Origin of the sequence: Rhizobium sp. AN80A, from assembly GCF_030053015.1 — a bacterium.
GTDB classification, from domain to species: domain Bacteria; phylum Pseudomonadota; class Alphaproteobacteria; order Rhizobiales; family Rhizobiaceae; genus Rhizobium; species Rhizobium metallidurans.
In genome coordinates this window covers 884,100-910,134 of sequence record NZ_JASJPX010000003.1, presented here as the reverse complement: position 1 = coordinate 910,134, position 26,035 = coordinate 884,100, and the positions used below count along the sequence as shown (strand labels likewise).

Genomic DNA, 26,035 nt, shown 5'->3' with positions numbered 1-26,035 from the left:
AGGATTTTACCAGGCGGCGAGGCTTTTTCCTTGAGCCCCGCTCCCCAGGCGTGCAAAAGTCCGCCCGATCAAATCAGCATATTGGAGACGACCATGGACGTTCGCGCCGCTGTTGCCGTACAGGCAGGAAAACCACTCGAAGTGATGACCGTGCAGCTCGAAGGCCCCAAGGCCGGCGAGTTGCTGATCGAGGTGAAGGCCACGGGCATCTGCCACACCGACGACTTCACGCTCTCGGGCGCCGACCCGGAAGGCCTGTTCCCGGCGATCCTCGGCCATGAAGGCGCCGGCATCGTCGTCGACGTCGGCCCCGGCGTCACCTCGCTGAAGAAGGGCGACCACGTCATTCCGCTCTACACGCCGGAATGCCGCGAATGCTACTCCTGCACCTCGCGCAAGACCAACCTCTGCACCTCGATCCGCTCGACGCAGGGGCAAGGCGTCATGCCTGACGGCACGAGCCGCTTCTCGATCGGCAAGGACAAGATCCACCATTACATGGGCTGCTCGACCTTCGCGAACTTCACCGTTCTGCCCGAGATCGCCCTCGCCAAGATCAACCCCGACGCCCCCTTCGACAAGGTCTGCTACATCGGCTGCGGCGTGACGACGGGCATCGGCGCCGTCATCAACACCGCCAAGGTCGAGATCGGCTCCACCGCCATCGTCTTCGGCCTCGGCGGTATCGGCCTCAACGTCCTTCAGGGCCTGCGCCTCGCCGGCGCCGACATGATCATCGGCGTCGACATCAACCCTGACCGCAAGGCCTGGGGCGAGAAGTTCGGCATGACCCACTTCGTCAACCCGAAGGAAGTCGGCGACGACATCGTGCCCTATCTGGTCAACATGACGAAGCGCCACGGCGACCTGATCGGCGGCGCCGACTACACCTTCGACTGCACCGGCAACACCAAGGTCATGCGCCAGGCGCTCGAATCCTCGCATCGCGGCTGGGGCAAGTCGGTCATCATCGGCGTCGCCGGCGCCGGCCAGGAAATCTCGACCCGTCCGTTCCAGCTGGTCACCGGCCGCAACTGGATGGGCACCGCCTTTGGCGGCGCGCGTGGCCGCACCGACGTGCCGAAGATCGTCGACTGGTACATGGAAGGCAAGATCCAGATCGATCCGATGATCACCCACACCATGCCGCTCGAAGACATCAACAAGGGCTTCGACCTCATGCACAAGGGTGAATCGATCCGCGGCGTGGTGGTCTATTGATCACCCAGCCAAACTACACGGTCGATGCGCGGAGGCTCGATGAGCTCTCCGCCGTCGAGCTGTACGCTCTGCTGAAAATGCGCGTCGACGTCTTCGTCGTCGAGCAGAACTGCCCCTATCCCGAACTCGACGGCAAGGACGCGGACGCCCTGCATCTGCGCCTGCTGCAGGATGGCGATCTGATCGCCGCCGCCCGCATCTTCGCACCGGCGGACAAGGACGCACCCGCCAAGATCGGCCGCGTCGTCGTCTCGCCTGATCATCGCGGCAAACGCCTCGGCGACGCCGTCATGCGCGAGGCCATTTCCGTCTGTGAAAATCGCTATCCGCAAGCGCCGATCTACCTCTCCGCCCAAAGCCACCTCGCCCGCTTCTACGGCGGCTTCGGCTTCGAGACGACGTCGGAGGAATATCTCGAGGACGGCATCCCGCACGTCGACATGGTCAGAGCCTGACGAGCCGGACCAGCGGATCCCACCATGCGGATCTCGCTGGTTTTCATCAGGCCGGTTTGTTAGATTTGTATCCGACATCCAACCCTGCCCAACAGGGCGCGGGGAGCGCCAAGACACACCCACCACGCAATGCGGCACGACTTTGAAATGGCCGGCGGCTTTTTCACAAATCGGTCCTGATTTGGGAGCCATCGGCAGCTGAGGAGGAGAAGCTGAGCATGGCATATCAGGTATCAATCCACCCCGCGCTCGATGGCGGGGTCAAGAAAGGCCAGTCGAATTTCGGTGGTGGCACGCTTGTCTGCGCCTGCGCCAGCCGCCCGGTCAAACTCGCGGTCAAGGGCACGGTCGCGCACAACCATGCCTGCGGCTGCACCAAGTGCTGGAAGCCCAAGGGCGCCGCCTTCTCGGTGGTCGCGGTCGCCTCGACCGACAACGTCACCGTTCTCGAAAACGGCGACAAGCTCGCCGTCGTCGACAAGGACGCGCTGATCCAGCGCCACGCCTGCAAGGAGTGCGGCGTCCACATGTACGGCCCCGTCGAGCGCGACCACGCCTTCAAGGGACTGTCCTTCGTCCATCCGGAACGCTTCCAGGAGCCTGGCTGGCCCGAACCGACCTTCGCCGCCTTCGTCTCCTCGATCATCGAGAGCGGCACCCCGCCCTCGGCCATGGCCGGCGTTCGCGGTCGGTTGAACGAACTCGGCCTTGCGCCCTACGACTGCCTGAACCCGACGCTCATGGATGTGCTCGCGACCTTCGCCGCGAAGAAGGCCGGCACGCTGAAGGAGGCGTGAGGATCGTACTTACTGTGAAACCTGCTGCGCGCCGACCGCGCGCAGCGCCTGCGTACGCGAATCCATGTATTTTTAGGAAGCGCCGACTGTGTCGATTTGATAAACTGCTTCCAACGACAAACCAAGGGATCACGTATGTCCGCAACATCCGCCTTGTCTCTGACAGAACAGCAGCAGAATCTCATCGATCGTTTAGTCGAGACCGGCCGTTTTGACGGCGCGAACGACGTTGTGTCGACAGGGCTTCGCTTGGTCGAAGAACGTGAACGGCAGGCGGCAGCATTTATTGCCGGAATCGAGGCCGAGATCGAAAAAGGGCTAGCCAGTGGCCCTTCGGAGCCGATGGAGCCGATGAAAGATCTCCTCGTCAAGTTCCGCACCGGAAAGATATGAGCAGCGGCACGATACGTCGTCGACGGCTGTTCCTTCTGGATGCTCTTGATGCCTGGAACTTCATTGCCAAGGATAGTGAATCTCGCGCGGACGATTTCGCATTGAGACTTGAAGCTCGAGCCGCAGATATTTGCCGACAATCCGTTTCTTGGCGTAACCCGTTTTCCGAAGTTCCCAAACCTCCGGCTTTTTACTTTCAGACAATATATCGTGGTCTATGAACCCATTTCCGACGGATCGGGCATAGAACTGCTCCGCCTCTTACATGCCGCGCGAGACTATCATCGCTTTTTTGAAGACTGACACCACGGACACCGACAAACACCCATGCACCATATCTACGTTGACGCAGACGCCTGCCCGGTCAAGCCAGAGGTTCTCAAGGTCGCCGAACGCCTCGGCATCGAGGTGACCTTCGTCGCCAACTCCGGCCTGCGCCCCTCGCGCGATCCGATGGTGCACAATGTCATAGTCTCCAGCGCCTTCGACGCCGCCGACAACTGGATCGCCGAGCATGCGGGCCCGGGCGACGTCGTGGTCACCGCCGACGTACCGCTTGCGGTGCGCTGCGTCGCGACGGGCGCCTTCGTCACCGGCCCCACCGGCCGCGTCTTCGACGACACCAATATCGGTATGGCGAGCGCCATGCGCGATCTCGGCGCGCATCTGCGCGAGACCGGCGAAAGCAAGGGCTACAACGCCGCCTTCGGCCCGAAGGACCGCTCCCGATTCCTCGAAACATTCGATCGGCTGTGCCGCCGCGCCAAGGCCGTCACGCCACCACCAGGAGAGTAGAATGAACATCCTATCCCAGGCGACCGCCTTCGGCGGCATGCAGGGCGTCTTCACGCACACGTCGGATGCGCTGAAGTGCGACATGACCTTCGCCGTCTTCGTGCCCCCGCAGGCGATCGAAAAGCCCTGCCCGGTGCTGTGGTATCTCTCCGGCCTCACCTGCACCCACGCCAACGTCATGGAAAAGGGCGAGTATCGCCGCATGGCGGCCGAGCTCGGCCTGATCATCGTCTGCCCTGATGTCAGCCCGCGCGGCAACGACGTGCCGGACGAACTGACCAACTGGCAGATGGGCAAGGGCGCCGGTTTCTACCTGGACGCCACCGAAAAGCCCTGGGCCGAGAATTACCAGATGTACACCTACATCACCGAGGAACTGCCCGCCTTTATCCGCCCGCACTTCCGCATGGACATGGATCGCCAGGGCATCTTCGGCCATTCCATGGGCGGCCACGGCGCCATGACCATCGCGCTCAGGAACCCCGGCCGCTTCAAGAGCTGCTCGGCCTTCGCCCCGATCGTCGAGCCCTCGACCGCCAACTGGTCCGCCCCCGCCTTCGAAAAATATCTCGGGGCCGACCGCGCCGCATGGCGCCAGTACGATGCCTGCGCCCTGGTCAGGGATGGCGCCCGCTTCCCCGAATTCCTGATCGACCAGGGCAAGGCCGACGGCTTCCTGGAAAACGGCCTGCGCCCCTGGCTGTTCGAAGAGGCGATCGAGGGCACCGACATCAAGCTGACGCTGCGCATGCACGAGCGCTACGATCACTCCTACTACTTCATCTCGACCTTCATGGACGATCACCTGAAGTGGCATGCCGAACGTCTCGGCTGAGACGTCCCCGGACACACGATCGGCCCCGAAAGGGGCCGATCGGTCGATGCGCTCGTCGTTTGCGCCTCCATATGTCGCCTGATCGAACCGCGCCGCGTGACAGATCCGCCGCCGTCCGATCAAACCTCGCGCTTGTTACCTGCGCTTGTCGATCGCAAAGGCGCCGGCGCCCGCGAACACCAGGAACAGGAAGATGAAGCAGTAAAGAATTGCTGCTTCGCCGCCGTTCTCGGCCGGGTAGAAGCCGCTCGGCGCATGCGCCATGAAGTAGGCGACCGCCATCTGGCCCGACAGGATAAAGGCAACAGGGCGGGTAAGGAATCCGACGAGGATCGCCAGACCGCCGAAGACCTCGAGCAGCGCAGCTGCCAGAAGCATGGGCGGAAGGGAATCGCCGAGACCCGGCTGGGGGATCGGGAAGGCGAAAAGCTTCATCGTGCCGTGCTCGATGAAGAGCAAGGCGGTGATGATGCGGAGCGCGGCCAGCGCATAGGGCTGGTACGCGTTAAGGCGTTCGAAACTGGGCATAAGTCTCTCCTTAGGTCATAAGACAGAGGAGCGTTAGCGATACGCTCGAAGACAAAAAAGCCACCCTCACAGCAACTCCAATCACATCCACTTGATTTTCATCGTTTTTCCACGACTTAATCACCCTAGAGCGGAATATTGTCGTGCTTCTTCCAGGGATTGGTAAGATCCTTGTTGCGCAGCATCTTCAACCCGCGCGCCAAGCGCCGCCGCGTCGAATGCGGCATGATCACCTCGTCGACATAGCCACGCTCCGCCGCCACGAACGGAGACAGGAAGCGCTCCTCGTACATTCTGGTATGTTCGGCGATCTTTTCGGGATCGGCGATGTCCTTGCGGAAGATGATCTCGACCGCGCCCTTGGCGCCCATCACGGCGATCTGCGCCGTAGGCCACGCATAGTTGAGATCGCCGCGCAGATGCTTCGACGCCATCACGTCGTAGGCGCCGCCGAAGGCCTTGCGGGTGATCACGGTCAGTTTCGGCACGGTCGCTTCGGCATAGGCGAAGAGCAGCTTCGCCCCGTGCTTGATCAGCCCGCCATACTCCTGCGCCGTCCCCGGCAGGAAGCCCGGCACGTCCACGAAGGTGACGATCGGGATGTTGAAGCAGTCGCAGAAGCGGACGAAGCGCGCCGCCTTGCGTGAGGCATCGCTGTCGAGAACGCCGGCCAGCACCATCGGCTGGTTGGCGACGAAGCCGACCGTCGAGCCCTCGATCCGGCCGAAGCCGCAGACGATGTTCCTGGCGAAACTCGCCTGAATCTCGAAGAAATCGCCCTCGTCCGCCGTCTTCAGGATCAGTTCCTTGATGTCGTAGGGCTTGTTGGCATTGGCTGGCACCAGCGTATCCAGCGACATGTCGGTATCTGTCACCGACTGGTAACATTCGATCTCGGGAACCGCGGACGTGTTCGACTGCGGCAGCAGATCGATCAGCCGGCGCACCTGCGAGAGCGCCTCGACATCGTTGTCATAGGCGCCGTCGGCGATCGAGGATTTCGTCGTGTGCACCGAGGCGCCGCCCAACTCCTCGGCGGTCACCGTCTCGTTGGTCACGGTCTTGACCACATCGGGACCTGTCACGAACATGTAGGAGGTGTCGCGCACCATGAAGATGAAATCGGTCATGGCGGGCGAATAGACGTCGCCGCCGGCGCAAGGCCCCATGATGACGGAGATCTGCGGGATCACGCCCGAGGCGAGCACGTTGCGCTGGAACACCTCGGCATAGCCGCCGAGCGCCGCCACGCCTTCCTGGATGCGCGCGCCGCCGGCGTCGTAGATGCCGATGATCGGCGCGCGGTTCTTCAGCGCCATGTCCTGGACCTTGATGATCTTCTCGGCATGCGCCTCCGACAGCGAGCCGCCGAACACCGTGAAATCCTTGGCGAAGACGAAGACGGTGCGGCCGTTGACCGTACCCCATCCGGTGACCACGCCGTCGCCGGCGATCCGGCTCTTCTCCATGCCGAAATCGTTCGACCGGTGCTCGACGAACATGCCGAACTCCTCGAAGGAGCCCTCGTCGAGAATGAGGTCGATGCGCTCGCGCGCCGTCAGCTTGCCGCGCTTGTGCTGCGCCTCGATGCGTGTCTCCCCGCCACCCTTGCGGGCGATATCGCGGCGGCGTTCGAGCTCTTCGAGAATTTCCTTCAAGGCGACCTCCCGTTACGGCGCGATTATTCCGAACCCGGGCTGAGCGTGAAGATCGACCGGATACGCGCCGCGATGTTTTCAGCAAGAATTTCGTCGGACGCATCCGAAAGGTTCGAGCGGCTGAGCACCTCGAACTGCGAGACGGCGATGACGGTGCCGTCGTCGACCGACGCCGCATCGACGGTGATCTTCGCCGAGCTCTGGCTCTTGTCGTACCCCTGCTCCTTGGCGACGGAAACGACGCGGATGGTCAGCACGACGCGCGGATAGACCTCCTTGCGCACCGTGGCGTTGATCGCCTTGTTGACCCGATCGCCCACGCCGGCAAGCACTGCGGGCGGCACTTTCGGCCCGGAGACGACCACGGCGCTGCGCACGTCATAAACCGGACCCGGCGCCTCCTTCGGCATCAGCGAGCCGCAGGAAGCCAGCGCCAGGCTCGAAACGAGTGCGACAAGCGAAAATAAGATTTTGGAAACAACCGACTGAAACATATTCATGACGAAAAACCGCGTCCACCCCACTAAGAGTCGCGATCTTCGCCATAAAGACGGTCATGGCAATCTATTTCAGCCCTTCAGTGCCAAAAAAGCACGGGTGGCGGCGAGAAAATCGATGAAACGCAACGCGCGCCGCTCTTGCGCCTCTTCGTCGCTGCCCCAGTGCTCGATCGTCCAGTCCTCTTCGAGATGCGCGAGCGACCAGACTTCGTTTTCATCGAGCTCGCCTTCGGCAAACGCCAGCGCCAAAAGCGCCGAGCCCGTCAGCGTCGTGATCGTGTGCAGCACCGCGAGCGCGATCGCGTTGTCGTGCTTGCGCAGCGCCGCCGAAAACGCAGCGATGGCGCTTTGCGGCTGCTGCTGGTGGACGATGCCCTCGGCCAGGATGAAGCGTGCGCCGAGCGCGTTCGACGCCCAGTCGAGCACCGGGTCCCAGAGCGCGGTCTGCCGCGCCACCAGCTCTTCCGGACCCTCGGCGCGGTAACACAGCATGTCGGTGCCGGAAAAGCGCAGTATGTCCTCGAACACCGCCTGCGTGTCGGTCGCAACGCCGTCGATGGCCGTGTTGATCAGCTTGGTGACGGGCATGGAGGCCGGATCGATCTCGTCGCCCTGCGCCGTCCACTCGCCCGCCATCAGCTCGGCGAGCTTGCGCGTCGGCGCAGCCAGGAGATTGCGGGCCGGCGTGCGCACCGGCTTGCCGTCGAGCGCGACCACGAAGCCGGCGTCGGTGCCCTGGGCCTCGCTGACCGAGACGTCCTTGTAGAAGCGCTTGGGCAGCGGCTTCTTCATCTGGATCTGCGCGCGGCGGATCGGATCGGGATGGCTCAGCCCCTCGGACAGGTCGTTCAACAGATCACGCATGGCTCACCTCAGGAAAAATGCTTCAGTATGTCGGCCGGATGGTAGGCGATCATATCGGCGCCGGCCGCGACCAGCTCGTCGACGCTGGCATAGCCCCAGGACACGCCGATCGCCGTGGCACCGGCCGCCTTCGCCATCTGCATATCGTAGATCGCATCGCCGATGACAATGGTGTCGGCGGGATTCATCCCCGTTTCGCTGCAGCATTCCGTCACCATGGCCGGATGCGGTTTCGACGGGCAATCGTCGGCGGTGCGCGAGACGATGAAATCGCCTGCAAAACCGTGCGTCTCGAGAATGTGCACCAGTCCCCGACGCGACTTTCCCGTCACCGCGCCGATCAACACCTCGTCCTTCTCGGCCAGCGTCCGGATCAACTCGCCGATACCGTCGAACAGCGGCACGTCGACGCCGGCTTCGGCGCGCACATCGGCGTAGATCGCCTTGTAGTGCGCGGTCATCGCCACCGCCTCGTCGTCCACATGCGGCTTGCCCTGCATGCGCGCGATGGCGATATCGAGCGTCAGCCCGATGATCGCCTTGGTCTGCGAGATATCGGGCCGGTCATGGCCGAAATGCACGAAGGTGCGCGCCATCACCTCATGGATCAGCGCGGCGCTATCGACAAGCGTGCCGTCGCAATCGAACAATGCCAGTTTCATTCCCGAATTCATTTCAAGCGTCATTCCCAAGTTTATTCGAAGTCTTCCCGGTCCGCTTCCGCCAGATCGAGGCCGAGCAGGTTCCAGGTCTGGACCATGTGCGGCGGCAGCGGCGCGGTCACCCGCAGGCGCCCGCCGCTCGGATGCGGAACGTCGATCTTGCGGGCGTGCAGATGCAGCCGCTTCTGGATACCGCCGGGGAAATCCCAGTTGTGGTCGTCGTCGAAATACTTGGGATCGCCAATGATCGGGTGCCCGATATGCAGCGCGTGGACGCGCAGCTGGTGCGTGCGGCCGGTATAGGGCTCCATCTCCAGCCAGGCGAGGTTCTGGGCCGCCGTCTCGCGCACCTTGTAATAGGAGATCGCGTGGTCGGCGCCCTCCTCGCCGTGCTTGCAGACACGCATACGGTCACCGTCGGGCGTCTGTTCCTTCACCAGCCAGGTCGAGATCTTGTCCTCGTGCTTGCGCGGCACGCCCTTGACCAGCGACCAGTAGGTCTTCTTGGTGTCGCGCTCGCGAAACGCCGCCGTCAGCTTCTGCGCCGCACCGCGCGTGCGGGCGATGACCAGCACGCCAGAGGTGTCGCGGTCGAGGCGGTGAACCAGCCTCGGCTTTTCGCCCTTCGGGCTCGTCCAGGCCTCCAGCATCTTGTCGATGTTGCGCGTCACGCCGGAACCGCCCTGCACGGCAAGGCCGGCCGGTTTGTTGAGCACGATCACCTTGTCGTCCTCATGCAAAACCATGCGCTGCAACAGTTCGTAGTCGCCGCCATGCTTGAGATCGTGGCTGGCGATCGGCCCGCTCTTCTTGGCGTCGACATCGAGCGGCGGCACCCGCACCACCTGCCCCGGCTGCACGCGCGCATCGGTCTTCACGCGGCCGCCATCGACACGCACCTGGCCGGAACGCATCAGCTTCTGCAGCGGACCGAATCCGAGGCCGGGATAGTGGATCTTGAACCAACGATCGAGGCGCATGCCCGCCTCGTCGGCTTCGACGGTAATATGTTCAATGCCAGCCATGTCTGTACTTTCGGAAAGAGTTGCCGGCACCAGGCGCGGCCTTTGCCGCTGGCTTTAGAGCATTTTACGCAAAAACGGAAACCTGAATCTCAGAAGACGTCAGATCAGCCCATGTCTGACCTCAGATCAACGCGCGCATCATCGCAAGCCCGGCGAAAACCGCCGCCATCGACAGCCCCACGCTCGCCACCATATAGACCGCCGCCGACGCCATCGCCCCGCGCTCGATCAGCGAAATCGCATCCAGCGAAAAGGCGGAGAATGTCGTGAAGCCGCCGAGAAACCCGGTGATCAACAGCAGCCGCAATTCGTTCGAGGCATTGAACCGCCGCGCGATCAGCTCGGCGAAAACCCCGATCACGAAACAACCGACAACATTGACGGCAAGCGTCCCCCACGGAAAGCCCGGCCCCATCAGCCGCAACGACCACTGGCCGACATAATAGCGAAGCACCGAACCGATGGCGCCGCCGACGGCGACGAGAAGAGCCTGGATCATGCCGCTTGTGTAGCGCAGGCCGGAAGCGTTGCCAATCGACAGTGATCGCTACAATTCACCCCGACACCTCAATAGCTGCACGGCCGGTCGTTGTTGAATCCCAGCGCGCAGGCCGAGTTCATTGGCATGTCGCCATTGCGGCTCGGCGCGGTCGACGTGCAGGCCGTGGCGATGAAGGCGGTTGCAAGCAGCGCTCCGACAAGCGCAAGCGCGTGAAAACGGTGCATCTGAACTCCTCCTTTGAAGGATTTGACGATCATGTTTTCGAGTAACGCGGAAAGTAACGAGGCCATGAGAAAGATCTAGCGGCGCACTACATTTGAAATATATCGCAAAAAGCAGAAGCACGGCACAAGAACCATCACATTCGCTCATATTTTAGCGATATTCTTAGCGGCACGGGAAGGTGCGCCGTCCTAAATCTGTCACATGTCAGTTCTCGTTGGTTCCATTTCGGCAAGTACGGCGGCAGCGGCGTTTGAAGCGCTGCGCATCGCCCCGCGCGTATCCGCGAGCACCGCCGCCAAGGACGCCCGCAAGGTGGCCGAACGGCAGCGCCACGCCGATGCCGACGAAGGCCCCGATGAAACGGCCGCCGTCATCAACTCGACCGAAGTCGCGCTCGACCTGATGACCATGGGCCAGCGTCAGCCGCAGGCCGCCCTGCAGCAGGCTCTCAAGCTCTACGAGGAAGACTGAGACCACCGGTCGCGATCCCTGCGGGAGCCGATCGGCAGATGCACGCGACAAAAAATTGCTCGCCGGCGACATTCCCCCTTGCCAAGCCGCACCATCGCCAGATAATTGCGCTCAACCTTGTTGGGAGAAGCCGGCTCGTCGCAGCCGGTGCCGAAGGAGCAACCGCCCCGGAAACTCTCAGGCAAAAGGACCAGCAAGGGGCAGACGGAACTCTGGAGAGACGCGTTTAAAAAAACGTGCGCCGAAGGGATAACAATCTCAGGCAAACAGACAGAGGGGGCTCGAAACAAGGCGCAACCGCGCCCGAATATTGAGCCCGCGCATGGAACCCACGCGCAAACACCGGAGGCGTCCTTGGACGATACTGCTGCCCTGAAGAAAACCCCGCTGCATGACCTGCATCTGTCGCTCGGCGCCCGCATGGTACCCTTCGCGGGCTATGACATGCCGGTGCAATATCCAGCCGGCGTCATGAAGGAACATCTGCAGACCCGCGCGGCCGCCGGTCTCTTCGATGTGTCCCACATGGGCCAGGTCGTCATCAAGGCGAAGTCGGGCAAGTATGAGGACGCAGCGCTCGCGCTCGAAAGCCTCGTTCCGGTCGATATCCTCGGGCTTGCCGAAGGACGCCAGCGCTACGGCTTCTTCACCGACGACAACGGCGGCATCCTCGACGACCTGATGATCACCCATCTCGACGACCACCTCTTCGTCGTCGTCAACGCCGCCTGCAAGGATGCCGACGTCGCGCACCTCCAAAAACACCTTTCCGACACTTGCGACATCACGGTGCTCGACCGCGCGCTGATCGCGCTGCAGGGTCCGCGCGCCGTCGAAGCCTTGGCCGAACTCTGGGCCGATGTCGCCGCCATGAAGTTCATGGACGTCCGCCATTGCCGCCTGCACGACGTCTCCTGTCTTGTCTCGCGCTCCGGCTACAGCGGCGAGGACGGCTACGAGATCTCGATCCCCTCGGAGATGGCCGTCGATGTCACCAAGCGGTTGCTCGAACATCCCGACGTCGAGCCGATCGGCCTCGGCGCCCGCGACAGCCTGCGCCTCGAAGCCGGCCTTTGCCTCTATGGCAACGACATCGACACGACCACGACCCCCGTCGAGGCAGCCCTCGTCTGGGCCATCCAGAAGGCCCGCAAATCGGGCGGCGCCCGCGCCGGCGGCTTCCCCGGCGCTGAACGCATCCTCTCCGAACTCGACCACGGCGCCACCCGCCGCCGCGTCGGCCTGAAGCCCGATGGCAAGGCGCCGGTGCGCGGCCACGCCAAGCTCTACGCCGACCAGGAAGGCAAGACCGAGATCGGCGAAGTGACCTCAGGCGGCTTCGGCCCGAGCGCCGAAGGCCCTGTTGCCATGGGCTACGTACCGGTCGCCTCTGCCGATGTCGGAACGGTCGTCTACGCCGAGGTACGCGGCAAGTACCTGCCGGTCACCGTCGCGGCCCTGCCCTTCGTCGCTCCGACGTACAAGCGATAAGACCATGAGCGCGGCGGCGATCCATATCGTTGCACTGCCTATTCAGGCGCACTGTTCGCAGGCCGCCGTCGCTGGCGTTGCGCGAGGATTACCCCCCTCTGCCCTGCCGGGCATCTCCCCCACAAGAGGGGAGATCGACCCGGAGCAAGCGCCTTGCCAAACGGTGAGCGTGGAGCGGGCCGCCGCTGTTAGCATTGCGCGTGGGGTACCCCCTCTGTCCTGCCGGACATCTCCCCCACAAGGGGGGAGATTGGCTGGACGCACCCGCTCGCTCAACCTTCATTGTTTGACCTAGACCTGGCCACTCGCCGATCTCCCCCCTTGTGGGGGAGATGTCCGGCAGGACAGAGGGGGGTATCACCCGGCAAAGCCTCCACCATCGCCTCCACTTAAACCACCCAATCACCCCATTCCCCAGAGAGGACCATCCCATGCTGAAATTCACCGAAGAACACGAATGGCTGCAGATCGAAGCCGGTGTCGCCACCGTCGGCATCACCACCTATGCCGTCGAGCAACTCGGCGATCTGGTGTTCGTGGAACTGCCTGAAGTCGGCGCCACCTTCGGCAAGAACGACAACGCGGCCACCGTCGAATCCGTCAAGGCGGCCTCGGATGTCTACTGCCCGCTCGCAGGTGAAATCACCGAAGTGAACCCGGCCATCGTCGCCGATCCGTCGCTGGTCAATTCCGATCCTCAAGGGTCTGGCTGGTTCTTCAAGCTGAAGCTTGCCAACGCCGCCGATGCCGATGGCCTGCTCGACGAAGCGGCATACAAGGAGCTCACCGCGTAATGACGACGCCGACGGAATTCCAGTTTACCGACTACCAGCCCTACGACTTCGCCAATCGTCGTCACATCGGCCCCTCGCCGGCCGAAATGACCGATATGCTCAAGGTTATCGGCTATAACAGCCTCGACGGGCTGATCGACGCGACCGTGCCGCCCTCCATCCGCCAGAAGGCGCCGCTCGTCTGGGGCGCGCCGATGACGGAGCGGGAGGCGCTCGACAAGCTGCGCGAAACCGCCAACAAGAACAAGGTCCTGACCTCGCTGATCGGCCAGGGCTATTACGGCACGATCACGCCGCCGGTCATCCAGCGCAACATCCTGGAAAACCCGGCCTGGTACACGGCCTATACCCCCTACCAGCCGGAAATCTCCCAGGGCCGCCTCGAGGCGCTCTTGAACTACCAGACGATGATCTGCGACCTGACCGGCCTCGACGTCGCCAACGCCTCGCTGCTCGACGAAGCAACGGCCGCCGCCGAAGGCATGGCGATGGCCGAGCGCGTCTCCAAGTCGAAGGCCAAGTCCTTCTTCGTCGACGCCGCCTGCCATCCGCAGACGATCGAGCTGATCAAGACCCGCGCCGAGCCGCTCGGCTGGAGCGTCGTCATCGGCAACCCGTTCACCGATCTCGACCCGGTCGACGTCTTCGGCGCCATCTTCCAGTATCCGGGCACGCACGGTCATGTGCATGATTTCACCGGCCTGATCTCGCGCCTGCACCAGACCGGCGCCATCGCCATCGTCGCCGCCGACATCCTGGCGCTCACGCTTCTGAAGTCACCCGGCGAAATGGGCGCCGACATCGCCATCGGCTCGTCGCAGCGCTTCGGCGTTCCCGTCGGCTACGGCGGCCCGCACGCGGCCTACATGTCGGTCAAGGACGCCCACAAGCGCTCCATGCCCGGCCGTCTGGTCGGCGTCTCCGTCGATGCCCGCGGCAACCGCGCCTACCGCCTGTCGCTGCAGACCCGCGAACAGCACATCCGCCGCGAAAAGGCGACGTCGAACATCTGCACCGCGCAGGTTCTGCTCGCCGTCATGGCCTCGATGTACGCCGTCTTCCATGGCCCCAAGGGCATCAAGGCGATCGCCCAGCAAGTCCACCAGAAGGCCGTGCTGATGGCCAAGGGTCTGGAAAAGCTCGGCTACACCATAGAGCCGGAAACCTTCTTCGACACCATCACCGTCGACGTCGGCCACATGCAGGGCGTCATCCTGCGCGCGGCGGTCGCCGAAGGCGTCAACCTGCGCAAGGTCGGCGCCACCAAGATCGGCATGAGCCTCGACGAGCGCACCCGCCCGGCGACGCTGGAAGCCGTCTGGCGCGCCTTCGGCGGCAACTTCGCCGTCGCCGATTTCGAGCCCAGCTATCGCCTGCCCAAGGGCCTCGCGCGTACCAGCGAGTACCTGACGCATCCGATCTTCCACATGAACCGCGCCGAAAGCGAGATGACGCGTTACATCCGTCGCCTCTCGGACCGCGATCTGGCGCTCGACCGCTCGATGATCCCGCTCGGCTCCTGCACGATGAAGCTCAACGCCACGGCCGAAATGCTGCCGATCACCTGGCCCGAGTTTTCGGATATCCATCCCTTCGTGCCGGCCGATCAGGCACTCGGCTATCGCGAGATGATCGACGACCTCACCGAAAAGCTCTGCGCCGTCACCGGCTACGACGCCTTCTCCATGCAGCCGAACTCCGGCGCGCAGGGCGAATATGCCGGCCTCTTGACGATCCGCAACTACCACATCGCCAACGGCAACGGCCATCGCGACGTCTGCCTGATTCCGACGTCCGCGCACGGCACCAACCCGGCATCCGCCCAGATGGTCGGCATGAAGGTCGTGGTCGTCAAGGTTCGCGAAAACGGTGACATCGACCTCGACGATTTCCGCGCCAAGGCCGAGCAGTATTCGGACAACCTCTCCTGCTGCATGATCACCTACCCCTCGACGCATGGCGTGTTCGAGGAAACGGTGAAGGAGATCTGCGATCTCGTGCACAGGCATGGCGGCCAGGTCTATCTCGACGGCGCCAACATGAACGCCATGGTCGGCCTGTCCCGCCCTGGTGACATCGGCTCCGACGTCAGCCACCTCAACCTGCACAAGACCTTCTGCATCCCGCATGGCGGCGGCGGACCCGGCATGGGCCCGATCGGCGTCAAGTCGCACCTCGCGCCCCACCTCCCCGGCCATCCCGAAACCGACGGCCGTTCGGGTGCGGTCTCCGCGGCAGCCTTCGGCTCGGCATCCATCCTGCCGATCTCCTGGAGCTACTGCCTGATGATGGGCGGCGAAGGCCTGACGCAGGCAACCAAGGTGGCGATCCTCAACGCCAACTACATCGCCGCCCGGCTGAAGGGCGAATACGACGTGCTCTACAAGTCCGAGGCCGGCCGCGTGGCGCATGAGTGCATCATCGACACGCGCCCGCTGGTCGACAGAGCAGGCGTGACCGTCGACGACGTCGCCAAGCGCCTGATCGACTGCGGTTTCCATGCGCCGACCATGAGCTGGCCCGTTGCCGGCACGCTGATGATCGAACCGACGGAATCGGAAACCAAGGCCGAACTCGACCGCTTCTGCGAGGCGATGCTGGCGATCCGCCAGGAAGCCCGCGACATCGAGGAAGGCCGCTCCGACAAGACCAACAACCCGCTGAAGAACGCCCCGCACACGGTCGAAGACCTTGTCGGCGAATGGGATCGCCCCTATTCGCGCGAACAGGCCTGCTTCCCCCCCGGCGCCTTCCGCGTGGACAAATACTGGTCCCCGGTCAACCGCGTCGACAACGTCTTCGGCGACCGCAACCTGATCTGCACCTGCCCGCCGCTCGAGGATTACGCCGAAGCGGCCGAGTAGGGATACGAGATCGAGACGCCCGGCTTTGTCCGGGCGTTTTGGTGTTTTTGGGGATGGTGCAGAAACGGCGCAGCGCCAACCTGTTGATATCGAGCCACAATCCGCTCTCGACCGTCATCCTCTGGCTCGTCCCGAGGATCTAAGCACGCCCACCAAAGCCGCACCGGCATGGACAAAGCCACCTGCTGCGCACCCACCGCTCCTCCCCCGCCATCATCGCCCGATGGCTCACATCCCGCGTCTTTCCGCTTGCCCCCACCCGCCCGTCGCTTTAAGCAGGCCGCCACGCGGCAATAGACAACAGGCGAGCAGTTTCATGGCAAAATCCGACGGCGATCTCACCCAACAGCCCTGGCCTCAGCCCGTGACGCTGGCGCTGGAGGAGCCCGGCCAGTACGTCACCATCGCCACCACCCAGGCCGCCTCCTGGGCGATGATCGAGGACTGGCCGACGGAAGACGGCCCCGCGCTCGACAAGGCGCTGCTGATCTGCGCCGACGTCATCAAGGGCAAGCGCAGCAACGACGACGCCCGCAAGGCCTTCATCGCCGCGGCGCTCGAGGCCGGCATCGATATCAGGAAGGATTGAGCGGACGGGCTGTCACTCGGTCGGCACCGTCAGCGGCGGCCCCAGAAACTCCACGTCCCATGTCTTGGCGAAGACATTGAGCGCCGCCGTATCCGGCCGCCCGTCGCGCATGACGTCGGCAAGCCCGAGGAAGAAGGCCCGCGCATCGAGTCCCGGCGCGATCAGGATATACTGCCGCGCCGGCCGGTCGGTCACGTTGACGAAGGCATGCGCGGCACCACCGGGGACAGTGACGACATCGCCCTCATCGGCGTAAAACCGCGCGCCATCCACCTCGAACAGATACCGCCCCTCCATCACCCGGAAGACCTCGGTCTCCTTGTGCCGATGGCGCGGCGGCCCGAAGCCGGGCGCGTTGACCGTGTCGATGAAGCAGAACGCGCCGCCTGTCGTCGATGGATCGACCCGCACGCCGAGCTCCAATCCGATCGCCGGTATCTTGATGACCTCTTCGGTCGCTTTGGAATGAGACATCTCGATGGTCATGACACGGTATCCTTGCGGGATTGAAAGAGAAACCGCCCTAGATGGCAGACACAAAGCTCTACCAAGCCCCGTCGAGCGCCGCTAGCCTCCAGCAAAACATGCACGCACAGCGCGTCAAACACGGCATCGCGAAAGCTTGATGCGCGCGAAAATTGCTATAATCTCCACTTATCGACACTCGAGCACGTCACCGTTCATCCAGACGAGGAGGATCGCATGTCGCCTGTCATCAGCATGATCGCGCGGGAAGTCGACCTCCCCGCCCCGCGCGCGGCCACAGCCGTGATCGGCCCGCCGAAACTCTTCGATCCGCCACGGCGGCCAACTGCCCTCTGGCATTCGGCGTCCTTGCACTGACGTCGCCAGCCTTCGCCGCCTATGAACGTCTCGTGCGCCATCTCCAGTCACCGCGTGAGGACATGAGACCACCAGGCCTGTTTGCGTGATCCCGTCAATCCCGACGGGAAACGACTGCGTTACCGGCAACGGACCAGAGACCCCATGTCGATTTCAGATGCCATCTACCGCCCCTTCGAGCGCCTGATCCGGCCGCTCGACATCCCCTACCAGCCGCTGCCGTCGAAAGGGCCGGTCGCCGTCCTCCTGCATTTCATCTCGATGTTCCGCGGCGTGCTGATCGCGCTGGCGCTGTCATCGATGGCGATCGAGGCGATGAACCTGGCGATCGTCTGGGGCCTGTCCGTCATCGTCGACGGCGTCACACAGAAAGGTGCCGCGCTCTTCCTCGGCGAGCAATGGCCGCTTCTCACCGTCCTCGGGCTGCTGATCTTCCCGGCCATGCCGGTCGCCTCCTTTCTCGTCAATACGCTGACCTCGCACACGCTCGGCGTCGGCATGCCCGCCGCCATCCAGTGGCAGGGGCACAAGGCGGTGGAGCGGCAGGATCTCGCCTTCTTCCATGATCTCTACGCCGGCCAGGTCGCCTCGCGGCTGCAGCAGGTGTCGTCGGCCGTGCAGCAACAGATCATCGCAGCCTTCCAGTCGATCCCGCGCTTCCTGCTGCAGATGGTCGGCTCGGTGGTCCTCCTGAGCGCGCTCTCCTGGCAGCTCGCCGTGCCCGCCGCCATCTGGATCGCGCTCAACGTCGCGCTCGCGGTCAAGATGGCGCCCGTCTTCACCGAGCGGTCGCGCAGCACCGCCAGGCAGCGCAGCCTGGTTGCCGGCGCCATCACCGATCTCTACACCAACATGCAGATGATCAAGCAGTTCGCCGCCGAAGACAGCGAGGCCGGCGCCATCCGAAGCATCATCGGCACGTCGATCAGCACCCAGCACCGCGAGCAGCGGATCTATCGCACCTCGGAGCTCATCGTCGTGGCGCTCAACATGCTCCTGTGGCTGGCGATCCTGACGATCGGCTTCACCGGCCTGATCAGGCAGTTCCTGACGATCGGGGAGTTCGTCGGCGCCGTCTATGTGCTGCAACGCCTCTCCGGTCACACCTTCACCTTCCTGCAGATGGGCCAGCAGATCTTCCAGGCGATCGGCACGATCAAGGACGCCATGCCGGTGATGACGACACCGCCGACCATCACCGACCGCGCCGATTCCGTCGATCTCGATGTCAGCCGCGGCGAAATACGCTTCGACGACGTGACCTTCGCCTACAAGGCCGGCAAAGCGGTCGTCGCCAACCTGTCGCTCACGCTGTGTCCCGGCGAGAAGGTCGGCCTGGTCGGGCTCTCCGGCGCGGGCAAGACGACGCTGGTGAGCCTGCTGCTGCGCTTCTACGACGTCGGCTCGGGCACCATCCGGATCGACGGCCAGGATATCCGCGATGTCACCCAGGCGAGCCTTCGCCGCAACATCGGCGTCATCGCGCAGGACGTCTCGATGCTGCACCGCTCCGTCGGCGACAATATCCGTTACGGCCGGCCGGAGGCGGCGCGCGACGAGATCGAACAGGCGGCAAGGACAGCGAGCGCCGACCGGTTCATCGCCGATCTGCGCGACGCCGAGGGGCGTAAGGGCTACGACGCCTATGTCGGCGATCGTGGCATCAAGCTCTCGGGCGGCCAGCGCCAGCGCGTGGCCATCGCCCGCGTCCTTTTGAAGGACGCGCCGATCCTGGTGCTCGACGAGGCGACATCGGCACTCGACAGCGAATCCGAAGCCGCCATTCAGGAAAAGCTCGATCTGGTGATGCGGGGAAAGACCGTCATCGCCATCGCCCACCGCCTCTCGACCATCGCCATGATGGACCGCATCGTCGTGCTCGACCAGGGACGCATCGTCGAGGAGGGAAGCCCCGCCGAACTGGCCGAAGGAGACGGCCTCTTCGCGCGTCTATGGAAACGCCAGACCGGCGGTTTCATCCCCGAGGAGGTCGGCTAGCTAGACCGCTCACGCGTCAGCCACCCAGCACCACGGCAATGCCGACCAGGGCCAACCCAAGGCAGGTCATGGTCACTCCCGCGTGCAGTGGCCTGCCGCCGGAAAAGCCGGCCCATGCATATCCGGTAAAGAACAGCAGGCCGGTCAGCAGCAGGTTGCTCACCCGCAAGGCGCGTTCGCCATCCGCGATCAGGAAGAAGGGGATGACCGCCGGAATGGCCGTCGCCGAAACCAGCAGAAACACCGCGAGCGCCGCGACAAGATCGTCTCTCGTCAAGGAAAGCCGGCGCGGCGTAGACCGGCCGGCAAGCGTCAGCACCGACCGATAGAGCGCCTCGGCATCGGCATCGTCGACCGAGAGCGCCGCCCCCTCGGTTGGAAACTCCTTGCGGATCACGGCAAGGGCTGCGGCTTCGTCGCGCGCCGTCCTGATCTTCGCGAACAGCTGCAACCGCCTGTTCCTGAAGAACGTCGTGCCAAGAATGCGCAGCACGGCGTCGATGAGCCCCCAGGCGATGTTGCATCCGAGTGTCGAGACGATCAGGCCCCTGACATCAAGCCCCTCTTCCTGCATCACGAGCCTGGAACCGATCGTCCAGGTCAGCGCCATGATCAGGCCGAAAAGCACTTCGGCGAGCGCGTCGCCCGGATCGAGCGTCTCGAAGATGGAGCGGATCGTCCTGAACGTCACGGCCTTGTTCCAACCGGCAACATCCACCCGTCGCCCTGCCGGCATGCGACAGCGAACTATGGTCGAAATGGCCGGTTTCTTCATTGAGCCGGATCAAGGGCCCGGATCGACGGCCCGGATCCAGGGTTATGCGGAGTGGCTCGTCTCTTTGCCGCACGCCCACGCTCGCCGCATGCACGTTGATGAAAATCAGTGCTCCGGCAACGAAATCAGCAGCATGGCCATTTTTTCATCCCCGCGCTCACCGCCTGCGCCACACTCACCCCGTCCCGTCTTCGGATACACCGGTTGCGTTACCGGCGAGGCGGGACCGGCGCTTTCGGGAAGCCCCTGACGCAGGGTGAAACGAGGGGCGTCGCGGAATGGTCCCGCCAGCGAAGAGTTGGTGTGCGGGTGCGAAGGTCGGTTCGCCGATACCACGCGCCTATGCACATGAGGGACGGCGACTGGCCGACCGTTGAGCCCGAAAGGGTTTTGCGGAACGGCGCCGGGGTGCCGCGGGCGACAGGTCCGTGGAGGCCCTCCCGGCGTCGATCAAGACGGCCCTTCGGGATGCCCGGGGAGCGAAAGCCTCAAGAACAAGAACAATCCCGCGAGCATATCTCTGAAAAGATGCCGATCACCCGGTAAAGGAACCAGGACACGATAGCAGACCGCCGAACGGGGCGCCGGAAGGTGTCAACAAAACTAAACTATTTACGAGGCAGCTTTTGGCGCCCCGTCCGATCAGATACCGTATCAACCGGGGGGGAAAGACCCTGCCGGGGGAAACGCATGCTGTTTTGCAGGTGGGAGTTTTAAAAGTGGCCAACGTCAGCGCCCGCAACCCCCTCATCCGGCTGCCGCCACCTTCTTGGATGATCAAAATATGAGATAGTTGTTTCTGCCGGGCGGGTGGCCGCCCGCCCGGCAGTTGGTTGTCGGATCGTCACCTTCTCAGCCGTCAGGGGCTGTGGGGAGCAGGATCGCAACCGGCTCTTCATCAGGCCCGTGTGGTTGCAGGAACCTTGGGGTTCGTATCCAAGACAGGGACGACGAAGATGACCGATGATAGCATGATCTGTGCCGGAATCGATGTCGGCAAAAGCCATCTCGACATCGCCATCCATCCCGGTGACGCGCGGCTGCGGGTCACCTACGACGCGGCGGGCCTGAAGCGGCTCGACGCCTTTCTTCAAGAGCATGATGTCAAAAGGGTCGGCTTCGAAGCCTCCGGTGGCTACGAATGGCGGCTGATGGTGCATCTGCGGGGCAAGAAGCGCCCGGCGGCGCGCCTGCAGCCGGCGCAATTGCGGTACTTCGCCAGAAGCCGGCTGCAGCGGGCCAAGAACGACCGGCTGGACGCCACGCTGATTGCCGTCTTCACCGCCAGCCTGAAGACGCTGCCGGCGCTGCCCGATGCCCGCTTCGACCGGCTTTCGGCCGAACTGACCTATCTGGAGCAGATCGAACAGCAGGTCGCGCTGGTGAAGACATTCGCCGAGACCGCCGTGCCTGAGATCGTCAAGCGCCGCCACGCCCGCGAAATCGCCAGGCTCGAGACCTGCCGCAATGCGCATATGCTGCGGCTCGAAAAGCTGGTGCGCGACGACCCCGATCTGGCGCGGCGGCTCGATCTTCTGGTCTCCATCAAGGGGATCGGAATGCGCAGCGCGCTGTGCCTCGTCATCCGCATGCCCGAACTCGGCCATGCCGGCCGCAACGAGGTCGCCGCCCTTGCCGGTGTCGCACCCTATGATGACGACAGCGGCAAGCATCGCGGCAGGCGCCGGATCCAGGGCGGTCGCGAACGGCTGCGCAAGAGCCTTTTCATGTGCGCCTTCACCGCCAGCCGGCACAATCCGGATCTCGCGGCCTTCTACAAGCGGTTGCGCGGCAACGGCAAGGAGCACCTGTGCGCGGTCATCGCGGTGGCCCGCAAACTCGTCATTCTCGCCAACACAATCCTCACCCGACAGACCGAATGGACGCCGAAATATGTGAGAAGATGAGACATGGTTGCTCCCCGCGGGGAGAAGAGATTCGTGGCAAGCCGCTCGCGCCAACCTCCCCTTCGCCCCAACGGGGAGAAGGTGCCCGAAGGTTTCAGGTGCAACAAAGTTGCACCGGGGATGAGGGGGCCACCGGCACAACGCCAGCCACCTCTAACCCGCAAACCCCTCACCCAAGCAACGTATACGCCGCCGAGCCAAGCGCCACGACACCAAAGACGATCAGCAGCCAACTCGTCGCCCGCATCACCTTCGTGGTGAAATTCTCCGACAACCGATCACGCGCCAGGCTGACCGCGCCGCTGAGGCAGAACCACCAGGCCAGCGAGCCCGCAAAGACGCCACCGACGATCGCGACCGAACTGAAGCGCCTCGTCTCGTCGAGCAGGCCGAAGCCGGCGAACAGCGCCCCGAAGGAGAGGATCGTCGCCGGGTTGGATATGGTGAGCAGGAAGGTCGCGACCGTGGTGGCAAGCAGGCCGCCGGCGCCGATCTCGGCCGCTTGAGCCGGGTCATGGGTCAGCCCGCGCCAACCGATAAACAGAAGCAGCAATCCGCCGCCGATCGCCAGCGGCAAGGTCGCCATCGACATGGCTTCGGCGAAAACCGCGATGCCGGTGACGGCCACCAGCGCATAGCTGGCATCCCCGATCGCCGTGCCGAAACCGCAGGAAAAGCCGGCGAGGAAGCCGCGCTCCAGCGTCCGGTTGATGCACAGCATGCCGATCGGCCCGAGCGGCGCGGTGATGATGACACCCAGGAGAGCGCCCTTGAGGAGCAGCAGAAACATCTGGCGGGTCTTAAACGCTCTGGCGCGCGCCGCAACGAAAAAGCCGCCGAAACCGGCGGCCCCTTGCGAATTGCTCAAGACGAAATGTCTCATGACAAAATACCCGAGAGAAAATACCGGGCCATAATGGAGGCACGGTTGCGGTCGACGCCGCGGTCTTTACCGCGCAGGCACCACGGCATCGCCGCGCGCCGCGAGCGCCGCCAGATCGGCGGGCTTCAGTTCGACCGATTCGCCGCAGCCGCAAGCCGACGTCTGGTTCGGATTGGTGAAGGTGAAGCCGGAGCGCAGCGTCGTCTGCTCGAAGCCCATCTCGGTGCCAAGCAGATAGAGAACCGCCGACGGCTCGATCCACACGCGCGCGCCATCGCGCTCGATCAGGTCGTCCTTGGCATTGGGTTCGGTGACGAGGTCGATGGTATACTCCATCCCCGCGCAGCCACCCTTCTTGATACCGACGCAGATCCCCTTCGCCTCCGGCCCGGAATTCTCGACGATCGCCTTCACGCGCGCGGCGGCGGTGTCGGTCATGCTCATGACTGCAAAGCCCATGGGCCCATTCTCCTTCCGCAACCGGGGTCAAGGTCCGGCGCTTGTTCTTTCCAATTTAAGCGGCGATGATCGATGCTTCAATATCGAATGCCGAGATCATTGCCTTCAAATGCTTTTTCATCGATTTGTGTACTCCACAGGATGCATTCTTCATGCTAACGGTGGTTCAAACGGCGACTTTCGCCAAATGGCTTTCACGGCAGAGAGATCGCCGCGCCGTTGCCCGGATCGCTTCGCGGCTGCTGCGCATCGAGACCGGGCATCTCGGTGACATCAAGGCGGTCGGCGATGGCGTAAGCGAACTGCGCATCGACTACGGACCGGGCTACCGGATCTATGTCACGATGGACCGCTCGACGCTGATCGTGCTGCTTAGCGGCGGCGACAAGTCGACGCAAACCCGCGATATCATCGAGGCGAAGCGCCTCGCAAGGGAATGGAAGGACGCACGATGACGACAGAGACCCTGCCCTTTGACGCCGCCGAATTTCTCGACAGCGAAGAAGCGATCGAGGAGTTCATCGCCGCCGCCTTCGAAACCCAGGACGCGGCCTTTATCGCCAAAAGCCTCGGCGTCGTGGCCAAAGCCCGCAACATGAGCGAACTGGCACGCGAGATCGGAATGAGCCGTGCAGCGCTCTACAAGGCGCTGAGCGGCCAGGGCAATCCGGAATTTGCTACCATCATGAAAGTGATGAAGGCGCTCGGCATCGGCATTGCGCCCGTCATTCCCGGCGACAGATCGGCGGCCTGAGCATCAATACCAGCCGACCGACACCTGCGCTTCTTCCGACATCCGATCCGGCGTCCACGGCGGATCGAAGGTCATCGCCACTTCGACGCCCGACACGCCTTCGACGGAACCGACGGCGTTTTCGACCCAGCCGGGCATCTCGCCGGCAACAGGGCAGCCGGGGGCTGTCAGCGTCATCATGATCTTGACCATCCGGTCGTCCTCGATGTCGATCTTGTAGATCAGCCCGAGTTCGAAGATGTCAGCGGGAATTTCAGGGTCGTAGACCGTCTTCAGCGCCATGATGACGTCGTCGCTGAGGCGCGCCAGTTCGTCGGCCGGAATGCTGGAATGCACGATGCCTTCGCGCACGTCGATCTTCTGTTCGCTATCGTCCAAACTCATGCGGACCACTCCTTAAAGCAATTCCAGGAAAAGTGCGAAGCGGTTTTCCGTCCGGAATTGCGTATACAAAACAAACCAGAGCTGTTCTTCCATTCGAAAAAAGATGGAACAGCTCTAGCCAAAGAACTTGCGCGCATACTCGAGCGCGTCGGCCAAGGCATCTACCTCGGCACGGGTATTGTACATGCCGAAGGATGCACGGCATGTGGAGGTGACGCCGAAACGTTTCAAGAGCGGCATGGCGCAATGCGTGCCGGCCCGAACAGCGACGCCGCGACGGTCGATCACGGTCGAGACGTCGTGGGCATGCAGCCCCTCGATCTCGAAGGAGAAAATACCGCCCTTGCCGGGCGCGTTGCCGATGACGCGCAGCGAATTGATGTCGCGCAGCCGCTCGGCCGCATAGGCCCCCAGATCAGCCTCGTGAAGTGCGATCGCCTCGCGGCCGATCTTGTCCATGTAGTCGAGCGCATAACCGAGCCCGATCGCCTGCACGATCGGCGGCGTGCCGGCCTCGAAGCGGTGCGGCGGGTCGTTGTAGGTGACGGCATCCTCGGTCACCTCGAAGATCATCTCGCCGCCGCCCTGAAACGGCCGCATCGCCTTCAGCCGATCCTTCTTGCCGTAGAGCACGCCGATCCCCGAGGGACCATAGAGCTTGTGGCCGGTCATCACGTACCAGTCGCAATCGATATCCTGCACATCGACAGGCATGTGGACGGCGCCCTGCGAGCCATCGATGAGGACAGGAATGCCGCGTTCATGCGCGATCCGGCAGATCTCCTTGACCGGAACGACCGTGCCCAGCGCATTCGACATATGCGTGATGGCGACCAGCTTGGTGCGCTCGGTGAGGCTCTTTTCGAAGTCCTCGATGTGGAAGGCACCCTCGTCGTCGACGGGGACCCAGACCAGCTTGGCGCCCTGCCGCTCGCGGATGAAATGCCACGGCACGATGTTGGAGTGGTGCTCCATGATCGAGATGACGATCTCGTCGCCCTCGCCGATATTCGGCATGCCCCAGCCATAGGCGACCGTGTTGATCGCCTCGGTCGAGGACTTGGTGAAGACGATGTCGTCGACCGACGGCGCGTTCAGGAAGCGGCGCACCTTTTCGCGCGCGGCTTCATAGGCTTCGGTGGCGGCGTTGGACAGGAAGTGCAGGCCGCGATGGACATTGGCGTATTCGCTGGAATAGGCGTGGCTGATCGCGTCGATCACCACCTGCGGCTTCTGGGCCGAGGCGCCGTTGTCGAGATAGACCAGCGGCTTGCCGTACACTTCCTTCGCAAGGATCGGAAAATCCTTGCGAATGGCTTCGACGTCATAGGCGGTTGCGGGCACTATCTTGTCCATCATCTCG

At 63.4% G+C, this 26,035-nt stretch carries 30 protein-coding genes and 2 riboswitches; of the genes, 16 read left to right on the top strand and 14 right to left on the bottom strand.

Annotation, left to right across the window (positions count from 1 at the left end; translation table 11 throughout):
• Positions 1 to 93 precede the first annotated feature (93 nt).
• The 6 genes from P3R82_RS16005 (at position 94) to fghA (ending at position 4,496) form a co-directional block, all read left to right on the top strand.
• Entirely contained in the window at positions 94 to 1,221 is a 1,128-nt protein-coding gene (locus P3R82_RS16005) for an S-(hydroxymethyl)glutathione dehydrogenase/class III alcohol dehydrogenase (protein WP_283194546.1), read from the top strand.
• On the top strand, positions 1,218 to 1,676 hold the full coding sequence (locus tag P3R82_RS16000) for a GNAT family N-acetyltransferase (protein ID WP_283194545.1): 459 nt from the start codon (positions 1,218 to 1,220) through the stop codon (positions 1,674 to 1,676). Before P3R82_RS16005 ends, P3R82_RS16000 begins: the two co-directional genes overlap by 4 nt.
• Positions 1,677 to 1,894: 218 nt before the next feature.
• Positions 1,895 to 2,473 (top strand): S-(hydroxymethyl)glutathione synthase, encoded by a 579-nt coding sequence (gene gfa, locus P3R82_RS15995; RefSeq protein WP_283194544.1) that lies wholly within the window; start codon positions 1,895 to 1,897, stop codon positions 2,471 to 2,473.
• Positions 2,474 to 2,608: 135 nt separating this feature from the next.
• Positions 2,609 to 2,866: a type II toxin-antitoxin system ParD family antitoxin gene (locus P3R82_RS15990; protein WP_183902092.1), complete on the top strand. Its 258-nt coding sequence runs from the start codon at positions 2,609 to 2,611 to the stop codon at positions 2,864 to 2,866.
• Between the two features lie 327 nt (positions 2,867 to 3,193).
• The gene (locus P3R82_RS15985) at positions 3,194 to 3,661 is read left to right on the top strand and encodes a YaiI/YqxD family protein (protein ID WP_183902094.1); all 468 of its coding nucleotides are present in this window, start codon (positions 3,194 to 3,196) and stop codon (positions 3,659 to 3,661) included.
• Position 3,662: 1 nt separating this feature from the next.
• Positions 3,663 to 4,496 (top strand): S-formylglutathione hydrolase, encoded by an 834-nt coding sequence (fghA, locus tag P3R82_RS15980; RefSeq protein WP_283194543.1) that lies wholly within the window; start codon positions 3,663 to 3,665, stop codon positions 4,494 to 4,496.
• 135 nt (positions 4,497 to 4,631) lie between these two features.
• Here the strand turns inward: fghA and P3R82_RS15975 are convergent, their stop codons facing one another.
• From P3R82_RS15975 to P3R82_RS15940, 8 genes are all read right to left on the bottom strand, one after another.
• Positions 4,632 to 5,024, bottom strand: coding sequence for a DoxX family protein (locus P3R82_RS15975; RefSeq protein ID WP_283194542.1), 393 nt, complete (start codon positions 5,022 to 5,024; stop codon positions 4,632 to 4,634).
• A gap of 125 nt (positions 5,025 to 5,149) precedes the next feature.
• Positions 5,150 to 6,682 (bottom strand): acyl-CoA carboxylase subunit beta, encoded by a 1,533-nt coding sequence (locus P3R82_RS15970; protein ID WP_283194541.1) that lies wholly within the window; start codon positions 6,680 to 6,682, stop codon positions 5,150 to 5,152.
• Between the two features lie 23 nt (positions 6,683 to 6,705).
• Positions 6,706 to 7,176 carry a hypothetical protein gene (locus P3R82_RS15965; protein WP_283196358.1) on the bottom strand — a complete coding sequence of 157 codons (471 nt, stop codon included), beginning with the start codon at positions 7,174 to 7,176 and terminating at the stop codon, positions 6,706 to 6,708.
• A gap of 75 nt (positions 7,177 to 7,251) precedes the next feature.
• Complete coding sequence (locus P3R82_RS15960) at positions 7,252 to 8,046, bottom strand: ATP12 family chaperone protein (RefSeq protein WP_283194540.1); 795 nt, start codon at positions 8,044 to 8,046, stop codon at positions 7,252 to 7,254.
• Positions 8,047 to 8,054: 8 nt separating this feature from the next.
• Complete coding sequence (locus P3R82_RS15955) at positions 8,055 to 8,708, bottom strand: HAD-IA family hydrolase (protein ID WP_283194539.1); 654 nt, start codon at positions 8,706 to 8,708, stop codon at positions 8,055 to 8,057.
• A 32-nt stretch (positions 8,709 to 8,740) separates the two neighbouring features.
• A complete protein-coding gene (locus P3R82_RS15950; RefSeq protein ID WP_183902100.1) occupies positions 8,741 to 9,733 on the bottom strand; it encodes an RluA family pseudouridine synthase in 993 nt (330 codons plus the stop codon).
• Positions 9,734 to 9,854: 121 nt separating this feature from the next.
• Complete coding sequence (crcB, locus tag P3R82_RS15945; RefSeq protein WP_283194538.1) at positions 9,855 to 10,232, bottom strand: fluoride efflux transporter CrcB; 378 nt, start codon at positions 10,230 to 10,232, stop codon at positions 9,855 to 9,857.
• A gap of 68 nt (positions 10,233 to 10,300) precedes the next feature.
• Positions 10,301 to 10,459 carry a hypothetical protein gene (locus P3R82_RS15940; protein WP_283194537.1) on the bottom strand — a complete coding sequence of 53 codons (159 nt, stop codon included), beginning with the start codon at positions 10,457 to 10,459 and terminating at the stop codon, positions 10,301 to 10,303.
• A 202-nt stretch (positions 10,460 to 10,661) separates the two neighbouring features.
• On the opposite strand from P3R82_RS15940, the gene P3R82_RS15935 reads away from it, so the two are divergent.
• From P3R82_RS15935 to P3R82_RS15915, 5 genes are all read left to right on the top strand, one after another.
• Positions 10,662 to 10,931 (top strand): hypothetical protein, encoded by a 270-nt coding sequence (locus tag P3R82_RS15935; protein WP_183902103.1) that lies wholly within the window; start codon positions 10,662 to 10,664, stop codon positions 10,929 to 10,931.
• A gap of 111 nt (positions 10,932 to 11,042) precedes the next feature.
• Positions 11,043 to 11,130, top strand: a riboswitch (glycine riboswitch).
• 3 nt (positions 11,131 to 11,133) lie between these two features.
• Positions 11,134 to 11,215: riboswitch (glycine riboswitch) on the top strand.
• A gap of 70 nt (positions 11,216 to 11,285) precedes the next feature.
• Positions 11,286 to 12,422, top strand: a complete 1,137-nt coding sequence (gene gcvT / locus P3R82_RS15930) for a glycine cleavage system aminomethyltransferase GcvT (protein WP_283194536.1) — start codon at positions 11,286 to 11,288, stop codon at positions 12,420 to 12,422.
• A 431-nt stretch (positions 12,423 to 12,853) separates the two neighbouring features.
• Positions 12,854 to 13,216: a glycine cleavage system protein GcvH gene (gcvH, locus tag P3R82_RS15925; RefSeq protein ID WP_112945865.1), complete on the top strand. Its 363-nt coding sequence runs from the start codon at positions 12,854 to 12,856 to the stop codon at positions 13,214 to 13,216.
• Positions 13,216 to 16,080, top strand: a complete 2,865-nt coding sequence (gcvP, locus tag P3R82_RS15920) for an aminomethyl-transferring glycine dehydrogenase (RefSeq protein ID WP_283194535.1) — start codon at positions 13,216 to 13,218, stop codon at positions 16,078 to 16,080. Before gcvH ends, gcvP begins: the two co-directional genes overlap by 1 nt.
• A gap of 316 nt (positions 16,081 to 16,396) precedes the next feature.
• Positions 16,397 to 16,669: a DUF982 domain-containing protein gene (locus P3R82_RS15915; RefSeq protein ID WP_283194534.1), complete on the top strand. Its 273-nt coding sequence runs from the start codon at positions 16,397 to 16,399 to the stop codon at positions 16,667 to 16,669.
• Positions 16,670 to 16,681: 12 nt separating this feature from the next.
• Here the strand turns inward: P3R82_RS15915 and P3R82_RS15910 are convergent, their stop codons facing one another.
• Complete coding sequence (locus P3R82_RS15910) at positions 16,682 to 17,155, bottom strand: cupin domain-containing protein (protein WP_283194533.1); 474 nt, start codon at positions 17,153 to 17,155, stop codon at positions 16,682 to 16,684.
• A gap of 216 nt (positions 17,156 to 17,371) precedes the next feature.
• Here P3R82_RS15910 and P3R82_RS15905 point away from each other — a divergent pair, with 216 nt between their 5' ends.
• Together P3R82_RS15905 and P3R82_RS15900 are read left to right on the top strand one after the other, a co-directional pair.
• Positions 17,372 to 17,512, top strand: coding sequence for a hypothetical protein (locus tag P3R82_RS15905; RefSeq protein WP_283194532.1), 141 nt, complete (start codon positions 17,372 to 17,374; stop codon positions 17,510 to 17,512).
• 144 nt (positions 17,513 to 17,656) lie between these two features.
• Positions 17,657 to 19,510, top strand: coding sequence for an ABC transporter ATP-binding protein (locus P3R82_RS15900; RefSeq protein ID WP_283194531.1), 1,854 nt, complete (start codon positions 17,657 to 17,659; stop codon positions 19,508 to 19,510).
• A 16-nt stretch (positions 19,511 to 19,526) separates the two neighbouring features.
• Here P3R82_RS15900 and P3R82_RS15895 read toward each other — a convergent pair whose 3' ends face one another.
• Positions 19,527 to 20,201, bottom strand: coding sequence for a VIT1/CCC1 transporter family protein (locus P3R82_RS15895; protein ID WP_283194530.1), 675 nt, complete (start codon positions 20,199 to 20,201; stop codon positions 19,527 to 19,529).
• A gap of 1,040 nt (positions 20,202 to 21,241) precedes the next feature.
• Between P3R82_RS15895 and P3R82_RS15890 the strand changes: the two genes are divergently transcribed.
• Positions 21,242 to 22,192: an IS110 family transposase gene (locus tag P3R82_RS15890; protein ID WP_283194529.1), complete on the top strand. Its 951-nt coding sequence runs from the start codon at positions 21,242 to 21,244 to the stop codon at positions 22,190 to 22,192.
• Between the two features lie 169 nt (positions 22,193 to 22,361).
• Here the strand turns inward: P3R82_RS15890 and P3R82_RS15885 are convergent, their stop codons facing one another.
• Entirely contained in the window at positions 22,362 to 22,982 is a 621-nt protein-coding gene (locus P3R82_RS15885; protein WP_283196357.1) for a LysE family transporter, read from the bottom strand.
• Between the two features lie 159 nt (positions 22,983 to 23,141).
• Positions 23,142 to 23,534 carry a Fe-S cluster assembly scaffold SufA gene (gene sufA, locus P3R82_RS15880; RefSeq protein WP_283194528.1) on the bottom strand — a complete coding sequence of 131 codons (393 nt, stop codon included), beginning with the start codon at positions 23,532 to 23,534 and terminating at the stop codon, positions 23,142 to 23,144.
• Between the two features lie 152 nt (positions 23,535 to 23,686).
• Here sufA and P3R82_RS15875 point away from each other — a divergent pair, with 152 nt between their 5' ends.
• Positions 23,687 to 23,989 carry a type II toxin-antitoxin system RelE/ParE family toxin gene (locus tag P3R82_RS15875; protein WP_283194527.1) on the top strand — a complete coding sequence of 101 codons (303 nt, stop codon included), beginning with the start codon at positions 23,687 to 23,689 and terminating at the stop codon, positions 23,987 to 23,989.
• A complete protein-coding gene (locus P3R82_RS15870; protein ID WP_283194526.1) occupies positions 23,986 to 24,288 on the top strand; it encodes an addiction module antidote protein in 303 nt (100 codons plus the stop codon). Before P3R82_RS15875 ends, P3R82_RS15870 begins: the two co-directional genes overlap by 4 nt.
• 3 nt (positions 24,289 to 24,291) lie before the next feature.
• Here the strand turns inward: P3R82_RS15870 and P3R82_RS15865 are convergent, their stop codons facing one another.
• Positions 24,292 to 24,672 carry an SUF system Fe-S cluster assembly protein gene (locus P3R82_RS15865; RefSeq protein ID WP_183901779.1) on the bottom strand — a complete coding sequence of 127 codons (381 nt, stop codon included), beginning with the start codon at positions 24,670 to 24,672 and terminating at the stop codon, positions 24,292 to 24,294.
• Between the two features lie 114 nt (positions 24,673 to 24,786).
• A complete protein-coding gene (locus P3R82_RS15860) occupies positions 24,787 to 26,028 on the bottom strand; it encodes a cysteine desulfurase (protein WP_283194525.1) in 1,242 nt (413 codons plus the stop codon).
• Between the last annotated feature and the right edge of the window lie 7 nt (positions 26,029 to 26,035).

Bases quoted from the DNA above. Each gene is read 5' to 3' on its own strand.
- P3R82_RS16005 (WP_283194546.1), top strand. From the start codon at position 94: ATGGACGTTCGCGCCGCTGTTGCCGTACAGGCAGGAAAACCACTCGAA.
- gfa (WP_283194544.1), top strand. From the start codon at position 1,895: ATGGCATATCAGGTATCAATCCACCCCGCGCTCGATGGCGGGGTCAAG.
- P3R82_RS15990 (WP_183902092.1), top strand. From the start codon at position 2,609: ATGTCCGCAACATCCGCCTTGTCTCTGACAGAACAGCAGCAGAATCTC.
- P3R82_RS15985 (WP_183902094.1), top strand. From the start codon at position 3,194: ATGCACCATATCTACGTTGACGCAGACGCCTGCCCGGTCAAGCCAGAG.
- fghA (WP_283194543.1), top strand. From the start codon at position 3,663: ATGAACATCCTATCCCAGGCGACCGCCTTCGGCGGCATGCAGGGCGTC.
- P3R82_RS15975 (WP_283194542.1), bottom strand. From the start codon at position 5,024: ATGCCCAGTTTCGAACGCCTTAACGCGTACCAGCCCTATGCGCTGGCC.
- P3R82_RS15965 (WP_283196358.1), bottom strand. From the start codon at position 7,176: ATGTTTCAGTCGGTTGTTTCCAAAATCTTATTTTCGCTTGTCGCACTC.
- P3R82_RS15960 (WP_283194540.1), bottom strand. From the start codon at position 8,046: ATGCGTGATCTGTTGAACGACCTGTCCGAGGGGCTGAGCCATCCCGAT.
- P3R82_RS15955 (WP_283194539.1), bottom strand. From the start codon at position 8,708: ATGAAACTGGCATTGTTCGATTGCGACGGCACGCTTGTCGATAGCGCC.
- P3R82_RS15950 (WP_183902100.1), bottom strand. From the start codon at position 9,733: ATGGCTGGCATTGAACATATTACCGTCGAAGCCGACGAGGCGGGCATG.
- crcB (WP_283194538.1), bottom strand. From the start codon at position 10,232: ATGATCCAGGCTCTTCTCGTCGCCGTCGGCGGCGCCATCGGTTCGGTG.
- P3R82_RS15940 (WP_283194537.1), bottom strand. From the start codon at position 10,459: ATGCACCGTTTTCACGCGCTTGCGCTTGTCGGAGCGCTGCTTGCAACC.
- P3R82_RS15935 (WP_183902103.1), top strand. From the start codon at position 10,662: ATGTCAGTTCTCGTTGGTTCCATTTCGGCAAGTACGGCGGCAGCGGCG.
- gcvH (WP_112945865.1), top strand. From the start codon at position 12,854: ATGCTGAAATTCACCGAAGAACACGAATGGCTGCAGATCGAAGCCGGT.
- gcvP (WP_283194535.1), top strand. From the start codon at position 13,216: ATGACGACGCCGACGGAATTCCAGTTTACCGACTACCAGCCCTACGAC.
- P3R82_RS15915 (WP_283194534.1), top strand. From the start codon at position 16,397: ATGGCAAAATCCGACGGCGATCTCACCCAACAGCCCTGGCCTCAGCCC.
- P3R82_RS15910 (WP_283194533.1), bottom strand. From the start codon at position 17,155: ATGACCATCGAGATGTCTCATTCCAAAGCGACCGAAGAGGTCATCAAG.
- P3R82_RS15905 (WP_283194532.1), top strand. From the start codon at position 17,372: ATGTCGCCTGTCATCAGCATGATCGCGCGGGAAGTCGACCTCCCCGCC.
- P3R82_RS15900 (WP_283194531.1), top strand. From the start codon at position 17,657: ATGTCGATTTCAGATGCCATCTACCGCCCCTTCGAGCGCCTGATCCGG.
- P3R82_RS15890 (WP_283194529.1), top strand. From the start codon at position 21,242: ATGACCGATGATAGCATGATCTGTGCCGGAATCGATGTCGGCAAAAGC.
- P3R82_RS15885 (WP_283196357.1), bottom strand. From the start codon at position 22,982: ATGTTTCTGCTGCTCCTCAAGGGCGCTCTCCTGGGTGTCATCATCACC.
- sufA (WP_283194528.1), bottom strand. From the start codon at position 23,534: ATGGGCTTTGCAGTCATGAGCATGACCGACACCGCCGCCGCGCGCGTG.
- P3R82_RS15875 (WP_283194527.1), top strand. From the start codon at position 23,687: ATGCTAACGGTGGTTCAAACGGCGACTTTCGCCAAATGGCTTTCACGG.
- P3R82_RS15870 (WP_283194526.1), top strand. From the start codon at position 23,986: ATGACGACAGAGACCCTGCCCTTTGACGCCGCCGAATTTCTCGACAGC.
- P3R82_RS15865 (WP_183901779.1), bottom strand. From the start codon at position 24,672: ATGAGTTTGGACGATAGCGAACAGAAGATCGACGTGCGCGAAGGCATC.
- P3R82_RS15860 (WP_283194525.1), bottom strand. From the start codon at position 26,028: ATGGACAAGATAGTGCCCGCAACCGCCTATGACGTCGAAGCCATTCGC.